Source organism: Roseateles sp. P1_C6, assembly GCF_056406315.1.
Map to the genome: position 1 here is coordinate 145,096 of NZ_JBFUAK010000015.1, position 10,125 is coordinate 155,220.

General features: G+C 67.8%; 12 protein-coding genes. 5 read left to right on the forward strand and 7 right to left on the reverse strand.

The window, feature by feature from the left end:
* The first annotated feature begins 2 nt into the window (after nucleotides 1–2).
* A complete protein-coding gene (gene fliQ, locus AC1D29_RS28170) occupies nucleotides 3–272 on the forward strand; it encodes a flagellar biosynthesis protein FliQ (protein ID WP_477903826.1) in 270 nt (89 codons plus the stop codon).
* A 21-nt stretch (nucleotides 273–293) separates the two neighbouring features.
* Nucleotides 294–1,058, forward strand: coding sequence for a flagellar biosynthetic protein FliR (gene fliR, locus AC1D29_RS28175; protein ID WP_477903828.1), 765 nt, complete (start codon nucleotides 294–296; stop codon nucleotides 1,056–1,058).
* Here the strand turns inward: fliR and AC1D29_RS28180 are convergent.
* From AC1D29_RS28180 to AC1D29_RS28210, 7 genes are all read right to left on the reverse strand, one after another.
* Nucleotides 1,055–1,927 (reverse strand): DUF4394 domain-containing protein, encoded by an 873-nt coding sequence (locus tag AC1D29_RS28180; RefSeq protein ID WP_477903830.1) that lies wholly within the window; start codon nucleotides 1,925–1,927, stop codon nucleotides 1,055–1,057. The genes fliR and AC1D29_RS28180 overlap by 4 nt on opposite strands.
* Before the next feature lie 103 nt (nucleotides 1,928–2,030).
* Nucleotides 2,031–3,347, reverse strand: coding sequence for an ABC transporter permease (locus AC1D29_RS28185; protein WP_477903833.1), 1,317 nt, complete (start codon nucleotides 3,345–3,347; stop codon nucleotides 2,031–2,033).
* Between the two features lie 2 nt (nucleotides 3,348–3,349).
* Nucleotides 3,350–4,519 carry an ABC transporter permease gene (locus AC1D29_RS28190; protein WP_477903835.1) on the reverse strand — a complete coding sequence of 390 codons (1,170 nt, stop codon included), beginning with the start codon at nucleotides 4,517–4,519 and terminating at the stop codon, nucleotides 3,350–3,352.
* 16 nt (nucleotides 4,520–4,535) lie between these two features.
* Nucleotides 4,536–5,234: an ABC transporter ATP-binding protein gene (locus AC1D29_RS28195; RefSeq protein WP_477903837.1), complete on the reverse strand. Its 699-nt coding sequence runs from the start codon at nucleotides 5,232–5,234 to the stop codon at nucleotides 4,536–4,538.
* Complete coding sequence (locus AC1D29_RS28200; protein WP_477903839.1) at nucleotides 5,231–6,448, reverse strand: efflux RND transporter periplasmic adaptor subunit; 1,218 nt, start codon at nucleotides 6,446–6,448, stop codon at nucleotides 5,231–5,233. Before AC1D29_RS28200 ends, AC1D29_RS28195 begins: the two co-directional genes overlap by 4 nt.
* A gap of 292 nt (nucleotides 6,449–6,740) precedes the next feature.
* Complete coding sequence (locus tag AC1D29_RS28205) at nucleotides 6,741–7,388, reverse strand: response regulator (protein WP_477903841.1); 648 nt, start codon at nucleotides 7,386–7,388, stop codon at nucleotides 6,741–6,743.
* The gene (locus tag AC1D29_RS28210; protein WP_477903843.1) at nucleotides 7,385–8,542 is read right to left on the reverse strand and encodes a sensor histidine kinase; all 1,158 of its coding nucleotides are present in this window, start codon (nucleotides 8,540–8,542) and stop codon (nucleotides 7,385–7,387) included. Before AC1D29_RS28210 ends, AC1D29_RS28205 begins: the two co-directional genes overlap by 4 nt.
* Nucleotides 8,543–8,740: 198 nt before the next feature.
* Here AC1D29_RS28210 and AC1D29_RS28215 point away from each other — a divergent pair, with 198 nt between their 5' ends.
* The 3 genes from AC1D29_RS28215 to AC1D29_RS28225 all read left to right on the forward strand — a co-directional run.
* Nucleotides 8,741–9,208 carry a hypothetical protein gene (locus tag AC1D29_RS28215; protein WP_477903845.1) on the forward strand — a complete coding sequence of 156 codons (468 nt, stop codon included), beginning with the start codon at nucleotides 8,741–8,743 and terminating at the stop codon, nucleotides 9,206–9,208.
* A 43-nt stretch (nucleotides 9,209–9,251) separates the two neighbouring features.
* Nucleotides 9,252–9,614: a response regulator gene (locus AC1D29_RS28220; RefSeq protein WP_394410235.1), complete on the forward strand. Its 363-nt coding sequence runs from the start codon at nucleotides 9,252–9,254 to the stop codon at nucleotides 9,612–9,614.
* Nucleotides 9,615–9,639: 25 nt separating this feature from the next.
* A partial coding sequence (locus tag AC1D29_RS28225) for an Hpt domain-containing protein (RefSeq protein ID WP_477903847.1) occupies nucleotides 9,640–10,125 on the forward strand: 486 nt, incomplete at its 3' end.

Here is a 10,125-nt window from a genome sequence, read left to right on the forward strand (position 1 = left end):
GATTGGACGCACAACAAGTCTTCACCTTCGGCCAGCAAGGCCTGTACATGATGATGCTGGTGGCCGCACCCATCCTGATCGTCGTGCTGCTGGTCGGCGTGGTCATCAGCGTGATCCAGGCGGCGACGCAGATCAACGAGGCGACGCTGTCCTTCGTGCCCAAGGTCATCGCGGCGGTGCTGACGCTGGCTGTCGCCGGGCCCTGGATGATGACCACGCTGGTCGAGTACATCCAGCGCACGCTGATGACCATCCCCTCGGTCGTCGGCTAGCGCCAGGCGGGAACCGCGTCGATGTTCAGCGTCACCGAGGCCCAGCTGATGGCGTGGTTGAACCCGCTGCTGTGGCCCTTCATCCGCACGCTGGCGCTGTTTGCCGGCATGCCCACCTTCAGCCAGCGCAACGTGCCGCTGCGCCTGCGCATCGGGCTGTCGCTGTTCATCGCGCTGGCGGCGCAGGCCTCGCTGCCCGAGATGCCCATCGCGCCGCTGGACTCGCTGCCGGCGCTGACGCTGCTGGTCGCGCAGCAGCTGCTGATCGGCCTGTCCATGGGCTTTGCGGTGCGCATCGTCTTCGCCGCGCTGGAGTTCGCCGGCGAAATCATCGGCCTGCAGATGGGCCTGAACTTCGCCGGCTTCTTCGACCCCGGCACCGGCGCCCAGGGCACGGCCAGCGCGCGCTTCTTCGGCAGCATGGTGGCGTTCCTGTTCATCGCCATCAACGGCCACCTGCTGCTGATCAATGCGCTGGTGCAGAGCTTTCACGCCTTCCCGGTGGGCGGCGAGCCCTTCGCCTTCCTGCGCGTGGCCACGCCTCAGCAGTGGGGCGCGGAGATCTTCCAGATCGGTCTGTGGATCGCACTGCCGCTGATCACGATGCTGATGTTCGTCAACCTCGTGCTGGGCGTGATCTCGCGCGTGGCGCCGCAGATCGGCGTGTTCTCGGTCGGCTTCCCGCTGACCGTCAGCGTGGGCCTGATCGGCATGGTGGCCACGCTGCCGCTGATGCAGACGCCCTTCACCGTGGCGTTGGAGCGTCTGCTGGCGGCGTTCAGTTAGCGGCTACGGCGGCGGCGCAGCACGGCAAGGCCAAGCAGGCCCAGCCCCATCATGGCGTAGGTGCTCGGCTCAGGCACCGCGCTGACCGTCAGGCCCGACAGCGTGCCGTTGTAGGTGCCGATCAGCGTCGCCGACCCGGTGCCCAGGTTGATGCTGTAGATGCCCGTGGCCAGCGACGTGCCGGCGTCCACGTTCAGCGCTGCATAGGCCTGGCCGTTGCCGAGGATCTCGAAGCCGTTGGCCTTCAGCACGTCCACGCCCAGCACGCCCACCGTCGTGATGGTGGGCGTGTTGAACGCCGAGGACGCCATGGCCAAGGTGTCGTTGTTGGCGTCGACGTAGTACAGCGCCGTGCTGGCCGGCGCGGCGGCCGGCATCAGCGTCGTGTTCGTGTAGGCCACGCCGGTGAAGCCTGCGGCGATCTTGTTGGCGGCATTGCCGACGACGCCGGTGGCGGCGTTGATCGCGAAGTTGTCGCCGGCCGAGCTGACCAGGCGCAGCGACGCGCCGGTGCCGAAGTCGGCCACCGGGTTGAAGTCGATGCCATAGCCCAGGTTGGACTGGATCACCGGCGCACTCAGCGCCGCGACCCAGCTGGCCGCGCCGGTCAGCTCGTTGACCGTGTAGAGCTGGTTGGACAGGCTGACGCCGTAGATCTTGCCGTCCTTGGGCCGGGTGTCGATGCCGACCAGGCGGTCGCCGGCCATCAGGCCGGTGATGTCCGTGTTCATCGCGCCGGCGATGTTCGCCGTGTCGATGCGGCTGATCTGGTTCTGGCTGTTCAGGCCGATCAGCGTGACGGCCTGCGACGAGGCGCAAACGAGGAAGGCTGCCGCGGCAAGCGCGGTGCGTATTGACGAAGACGTCATGGAGAGGCTCCTGGGTTGGGGTGTGGGACGAGACCCATTCCCCTACGTCCAGGGCGCACGCGCCGGATGCAGCATCCGGCACCCTCCCCCTAGCTTGACGCCCTCAAGCCTCTCGCAACGCGGTGGTCACGGGCAGGCTGGCAGCGCGCACGGCCGGGAACAGGCCGCCGACGAAGCCGATGGCCAGCGCCCACTTGATGCCTTCCCACAGCAGCGCCGGCGACACGGCCAGGCTGAAGCTCAGCTTGCCGACCGAACCCGCGGCCATCGTCGACGCCTCGAAGCCGTTGAACAGCAGCCAGGCCGCCAGGCCGCCAACGAGGCCGCCGATGAGCGCCAGCAGCGTCGTCTCCAGCATCACGGCCACGACGACCGGCAGGCCGCGAAAGCCGATGGCGCGCAGCGTGGCGATCTCCCGCGCCCGCGCGGCGACGGCGGCGAACATCGTGTTCAGCGCGCCGAACACCGCGCCCACCGCCATGATGGCGCCGACCGTGATGCCGATGATGCGCAGGATCTTGGTCATCTGCTCCGACTGCTTGGCGAAGAACTCCAGCGTCGTGCTGGCCTTGACCTTGAGCTGCGGGTTGGCCTCCAGCGCGGCACCGAAGGCCTTGATGGCCGCCGGGCTGTCGAGCTTGACTGTCGCCGAATTGCGGCCGCTGCCGCGCTTGTAGGTGTCGTTGACGACGTTGGCATCGGCCCAGAGCTCGGACTCCATCGAGTCGCCCGACGCGAAGATGCCGACGATGGTCCAGGGCTGGTTGCCCAGCTTCAGGCTGGCACCCACCTTGAGGCCCTCGAACTGCCGCACCGCGCCCTTGCCGACGATGATCTCGCGCAGCCCCGGCTGGAAGCTCTTGCCCTCGATGATCTTGACATTGGGGCGCACGGTGAAGGCGGCCTCGCTGATGCCGCGCACCTGGGCGCTGCCCGCTTCGTCGGTCTTGCTGCCCTTGATCGGCAGGTTGGCCGCCACGACGGTTTCGGCCGAGATGATGGGCTCGCCCTTGGCGTTGCGGGCCACGCCCGGCGCCTGCTCGATCTGCACGATGTCCTCGCGGCTCAGCGAGGACGAGACCTCGTTGGCCGAGGCGCCGCGCATGACGATGGCCGTGTCCAGGCTGCCGGAGTTGCGCAGCGTCTGCGCATAACCCTCGGCCATTGCCAGCAGCGCGACCAGCACGCCGACGACGCCGGCAATGCCCACGACGATGACGGCCGAGGAGCCCATGCGCTGGCTCAGCGTGCTGATGCCCACCGCCGCCACGGAGCGCGCCTGCGCGCCGCTGCGGGCCAGCACCAGCCAAAGCGCCAGCAAGACCACCAGCGCCAATGCCCCCTGCCAGGGCAGCACCACCCAGCCGACCAGCACGGCGACGGTCAGCAGGATCAGCCCGAAGTTCTTCAGGAACCGCATGTTCAAGCCCTCCCCGCCAGTGCGTCGGTGATGTTCAGGCGCATCGCATTGAGCGCCGGCAGCGCGCCGACGAGCAGGCCGAACACCAGCATCAGCCCCACGCCGATGGCCCAGCTCGCCGCGCCCGCCGCGGGCAGGTTCAGCGCCCCGTTGCTGGCCGCGCCCACGGCCGGGCCGACCACGCTGGCCAGGCCCAGCCCGACGCAGCCGCCGATGAACAGCAGCAGCACCGACTCGGCCAGCACCATGCCCAGCACGCTTTCGCCCGAGAAGCCCAGCGTCTTGAGGACCGCAATCTCGCCGGTGCGTTCACGCACGGCCTGCATCATGGTGTTGCCGGCCAGCAGCAGCAGCGTGAAGAACACCGCGCCCATGATGGACGTGACGATGAGGTTGATGTCGGCCAGCTGCTTCATCCAGGCGGCCGTGGCGGCCTGCTCGGTCAGCGTGCGGGTCTCGTGGTCGGAGTTGGCCGAGATCTCGTCGATGGCCTTGAGCACGCGATCCGCCTGGTTCACGTCCTTCACGCGCGTCACGTACCAGCCGACCTGGCCCTGGTTCCAGGGCGTGGTGTCGTCGAAATACTTCCAGTTCAGCAGGAACATCTGGTCGAACCAGCCGCCGGTCTTCTTGTCGGACACGTGGATGAAGCCGACGATCTTGAACGGCCAGTTCTGGCTGCCGTTCTTGTCCGGGAAGATGGTGGATTGCATGGGCACCTGGTCGCCCACCTTCCAGCCGAAGCGCTTGGCCAGGGCCTCGCCGACGAGGGCACCGTCCTTGGTCTCGGCAAAGGCCTTGCGGTGCTCGGCCGAGACTTCCATCTCGGGGTAGATGTCGAGATAGTTGGTGGCGACGGCGAAGCTGAAGATCTGGTTCTCGGGCTTCTGGTAGGCGCCGCCGAACCAGTTGGCGAAGGTCGTGTCCTTGACGCCGTCGATCTGCGTGATGCGCGCACCCAGCGACATCGGCAGCAGCTGGATGAAGCTGAGCTTGGCGCCCGTCTGCAGCCGCTGCGCGCCATTGGCGCTCTGGCCGGCCTGGTCGAAGCCGACGCGCACCGCGTCCAGCAGGCCGAACAGCAAGAAGGCCGTGATGATGGAGACCAGCGTCAGGAAGGTGCGCAGCTTGCGCCTGAACAGCGCCGCCCAGATCAGGTGGAGGTATTTCATATGGGCCTCCTGTTGATCAGGCCAGAGCTTCAGCGGCAGTGACGAGAGTGCCCTTGTCCAGATGCAGCGTGTGGCTGGCGCGTGCGGCGGCGCGCGGGTCATGGGTGACCATGACGATGGTCTTGCCGTGCTCGCGGTTGAGCGCCTGCAGCAGCGTCAGCACGTCCTCGGCGGACTGGCGGTCCAGGTCGCCGGTCGGCTCGTCGCAGACCAAGAGCGTCGGGTCCGACACGATGGCCCGCGCGATGGACACGCGCTGCTGCTGGCCGCCCGACAGCTCGGTGGGCTTGTGCGAGGCGCGGTCGGCCAGGCCGACCAGCTGCAGCGCGATGGCCGCGCGCTTCTTGCGCTCACCCGCCGACAGCTTGGTCAGCAGCAGCGGCAGCTCGACGTTCTTCTGCGCCGACAGCATGGGCATCAGGTTGTAGAACTGGAACACGAAGCCGACCCGGGATGCCCGCCACTTGGCCAGCGCCGCACCGGAAAGCTGGTCGATGCGCTCGCCGCCCACCGTGATGGCGCCGCCGCTGGGCGCATCCAGCCCGCCCATCAGGTTCAGCAGCGTGGTCTTGCCCGAGCCCGACGGGCCCATCAGCGCGAGGAAATCACCCTGCTGCACATCCAGGTCGATGTGGTGCAGCACCTCCACCTTCTGCTTGCCGCGGGTGTAGACCTTGGACAGATCGCGGACCTCGATCAATGCGCTCATGCTCATTCCTTAGCAACGATGGTTGAACCCTGTTTCAGCTCTGCGGGCGGCGCGACGACGACCGTCTCGCCCGCCTTCACGCCGGCCGTGACCAGCTTGAACTTGCCCACGTCCGCGCCCGACTGGACCGCGCGCTGTTCGACGCGGTTGTCGTGCACGACGAACACGACCGGCGCGCCATCGCGCTCGGCCAGCGCGTCCGGCGGCAGCAGCACGCCGGGCACGGGCGCGGCCTGTGCCTTGGGCTTGGCCGCCAGGAAGCTCACGCGCACCCCCATGTCGGGCACGACGCGGTCGTCCTTCTTCTCCAGTGCCACGCGCACCTTGACGGTGGCCTTGCCGCGGTCGGCGCTCGGGATGACGGCGACGACGTGGGCGGGGATCTTCCAGTCCGGGTAGGCGTCCAGCACGGCCTCGCAAGGCATGTCGGGCTTGACCTGGGCGATGTAGGCCTCGTTGACGTCGACATTCACCTCCAGCGACTCCATGTCGACGATGGTGCCCACGCCGGTGCGGGTGAAGCCGCCGCCGGCCGACAGCGGCGAGATGATCTCGCCCACCTGGGCCGCGCGCGCCGTGACGACGCCGTCGAACGGCGCGCGCACGGTGGCGTAGTCGAAGTTGACGCGCGCCTGGCGCACCTGGGCCTGGGCCACCTCGACCTGGCGCTGCGACGCCTCGATCTGCGCCTTGTAGGCCTTCACGGCGGTGGCCGTCTGCTCCTGGTTCTGGCGCGTGGTCATGCCACTGCTGGCCAGCTCGACCTGGCGGCGCGCATCGGCTTCGGCCTGCGCCAGCTGCGCGCGCAGCTGGCCGGTCGACGCCTCGGCGCTGCGCACCTGGGCCTCGGCCGCGGCCATGCCGGCCTTCAGCCCCGTGTCGTCCAGTCGGGCCAGCACCTGGCCCTTCTTGACACGAACGCCCTCGTCGATCAGCACCTCGGTCAGCGTGCCAGTCATCTGGGCGGACACGGTCGCCATGCGGCGCGCCGTGACATAACCCGTGGCCTGCAGCACAGCGTCGCTGCTGGCGCCCTGCCCATTGGCGCGCGCCGTCGCCGTCTGCACGGCAATGGGCTTGTGGTTCGCCAGCCACCACCAGGCGCCAGCGCCGCCCAGGCCCAGCAGCGCGAGGGCCACGACCAACACCCAGACCCACTTCGGCGACCCGCCGTCGTGATCGTCACGATGCGCACCGTCGATGCGCAGTTCCTTCAGCAATCCGGTATCGATGACTCGCTCCCCGAAACATGCGTCCGGCGGCACGCCCAAGCCGAGGCGGGATGGGCCGTCCACCTGAAAACCGGCGCATTGTGCAGCGGCTGCTGCCACAAGTTGTCATCAGCTTGATGAACGGCCGCCCGAGCCGCCGAATCGACGGCAACGGCGATGAACGGCGGGTTAGCGCACCTCTGGCGCCAGCTTCAGCGCCGGCGCGGCCAGGTCGAGGCTGGCGCCTGGATTCGCCATGGTTGACAGGGAAGGCCGGCGGCGAGGACCTCAGCCAAGCCCTTCAGCTGGCGACGAGGCCATTGCGGATGGCATAGACCGTCAACTCGGAGTTGTTCGTGAGGCCGAGCTTCTCCAGCACGCGGGCGCGGTAGACGCTGACCGTCTTGGGGCTGAGCATCAGCTCCTCGGCAATGTCCGACAGGCGCTTGCCCGAAGCGATCATCACGAGGGTCTGCAGCTCGCGATCGGACAGCTTGTGGTGGGCCTGCTCGGTGACCGGCGCGGTCAGGCTCTCGACCAGCATCTGCGCGATCTCCGGCGTCACGTACTTGCGGCCCTGGGCCACCGTGCGCACGGCCTGCACCAGCGTGGCCGGATCGCCGCCCTTGTTGACGTAGCCATAGGCGCCCGCCTTCAGCGCGCGGATGGCGTACTGGTCCTCGGGGTACATGGACACGATCAGCGTGCGGATCGCGGCGCCCTCGTCCTTGAGCACATGCAGCACGTCCAGGCCCGAGCGGCCGGGCATGTTGATGTCCAGCACCAGCACATCGCAGGGGTTGTCCTTGCCGAGCTTGTGCAGCAGGCCGCGCAGCTCGGTGTAGTCGCCGGCCTCGCCGATGACCTCGATGTCGCCGCTGTCGGCCAGCGTGTCGCGGATGCCGCGGCGGATCAGGCCGTGGTCGTCGCAGAGGATGACCTTGATCACACGCGGCCCCAGATGGACGCGCCGGTGTCCTTGCCGAAATCGGTCGAGTCATCCAGCGCGTCGATCGCATCGGCCGCCAGCGGCACGGTCAGGATCAGGCTGGTGCCGTCGCCCGGCGTGCTGCTGAGGTCCACCCAGCCCCCCACCGTGGCGGCGCGCTCGTGCAGGCCGCGGATGCCGAAGGAGCGCTCCTTGGCCAGGTCGCCGGCCGCGATGCCGCGGCCGTTGTCATGGATCTCCAGCGTCAGCACGCCGGAGTCCAGGCTGAGCTCGATGTCGACCCGCGTTGCCTGTGCATGCTTGGAAACATTGGTAAGCGCCTCCTGCGCCGTGCGGTAAGCCACCAGCGGCACGCCGGGCGGCAGCGCCAGGCGTTCGTCGCCGAGGCGCAGGCCGGCCTCGATGCCGGTGCGCCGCTCGAAACGCGCCGTCATCCACTGCAGCGCCGCCACCAGCCCCTGCTCCAGGATGGCCGGGCGCAGGTTGTGCATGATGCGCTGGCTCGCGTCGATGGCGGAGCTGACCGTCTCCAGCGCCGCCGCGACACGCAGGCGCACCTCGGGCTCCTGGGCGTGGCGGTCTATCCAGGCCAGGTCGAACTTCAGCGCGGTCAGCGAGCCGCCCACGTCGTCGTGGATCTCACGTGCGATGGCCGCCCGCTCCAGCTCGACGCTGGTCTGCAGATGGCCGGCCAGTTGGTGCAGGCGCTGCTTGGACTTGATCAGCTCGTGGTCCGCGGTCACCCGCGCCCGCTCGTTCTCGGCCGCATCTATCGCATGCAGCAGCGCCGGCGCGAGGCGGTTCAGGTTGTTCTTCAGCAGGTAGTCGGATGCGCCGTTGCGCATCGCGGCGACAGCCGTGTCCTCGCCAATCTCGCCGGACACCAGGATGAAGGGCGTCAGCACGTGGCGTTCCTTCAACGCCTCCAGCACCTGCAGGCCGGAGTAGCCAGGCAGGTTGTAGTCCGAGATGATGGCGTCCCACGGACGGTCCAGCGCCGCCAGCACGGCCGGCAACGCGTCCAGTCTTTCCATCTCGACCTTGAGCCCCGCGCGGATGAGCTGGGCAAAGATGAGTTGGTGGTCGAGTTCGGAGTCCTCGACATGCAGCACATGCAGGGTCCGAGACGCCTGCTCCACACCAGAAATCGTCATGGGAACGCAGTATGCCGCGCCGACGCCCTGCCCCACGGCGCCACATCCAACCCAGTTCTAACCGGTAATACGGCTCGTTCTCGCGACATCTCACCGTCGACAGCTGCCGAAAAACGGGTGAACATGCCATGATGCATTTGCCCTGAGGGAATCCACAGGGCATTGGGACAAGAAGCAGCATCCCCTCGCGGAGCCACGATGCAGACAGAACCATCCACCGCAGCCGATCTCGATGGAGCCGGGGCAGCCATGCCGCTGCTGGCGGCTGCGGAGCTGCAGGATCACCTGATGACGGTGACCAACGACCTTGAGCGCCTGCAGCGCCTGCTCGACGACGCGGGCGAAGCCCTTTCCACGCACTTCTACAGCGCCTCCAACGAGGCGATGTCCTTGCTCAGCAGCAGCGACGGCAGCCCCGCCTCCGAAGGGCTGAAGCAGATCATGCAGGACATCGCCGGCGCCATCACCGCGCTGCAATTCCAGGACATGGCGACGCAGTTGATCGCCCACACCAGCCAGCGCCTGCGCAACTGCGCCGACCAGCTGGCCCGCGACACCTTCGGCATGGACGACGAGGACGGCGCGGCCGTCGTCGAGATCGCGCCGCTGCGACCCAACCCGGTCACGCAGGACGAGATGGACGCCGGCTCCATCGAACTTTTCTGATTTCCCAGCCCCCCAGGCAAACGTCTTCTCGGAGAAAACTCAAATGCACTCAATCCTCGCTGTCGACGACTCGGCCTCGATGCGCCAGATGGTGGCCTTCACGCTCAAGAACGCCGGCTTCAACGTGGTGGAAGCAGTGGACGGCCAGGATGCCTGGGAAAAGTCCGGCACGCGTGACTTCGATCTGGTGCTGACCGACCAGAACATGCCGCGCATGGACGGCATCAGCCTGACCAAGAAGCTGCGCGAGAACCCGAAGTTCAAGACCACGCCCATCCTGATCCTGACCACCGAGTCCAGCGACACGATGAAGCAGGCCGGCCGCGCCGCGGGCGCCACCGGCTGGCTGGTCAAGCCTTTCGACCCGGCCAAGCTGATCGAAGTGATCGGCAAGGTCATCCGCTGAAGTCGGATCCGACAGGAGCACCAGCATGGGTGACATGACCTCCGAAGGCGCCAGCATCAGCGCCGGCATCGACCTCAGCCAGTTCTACCAGGTCTTCTTCGAAGAAGCCGGCGAGAACCTCGACAACATGGAGCAGCTGCTGCTCAATGTGAACGTCGATGCTGCGGACGATGAAGAGCTGAACGCCATCTTCCGCTGCGCCCACTCCATCAAGGGTGGCGCGGCGACTTTCGGCTTCAGCGACGTCGCCGAGCTGACCCACCAGATGGAGACGCTGCTGGACAAGCTGCGCCGCCACGAGCTGCAGCCCAATGCCGCGATGGTTGACGTGCTGCTGCAGTCGGGCGACGCGCTGCGCGCCCAGCTGGGCCGCCACCAGGGCTCCGGAGCCGACCCCTTTGACACCAGCGACCTGCTGGTCAGCATCAAGAGCTTCGTCGAAGGGGGCGGTGCACCCGCGCCGGCCGCCGCCGCGCCCGCCGCTGCGGCCGCAACCGCCGCAGCTCCGGCC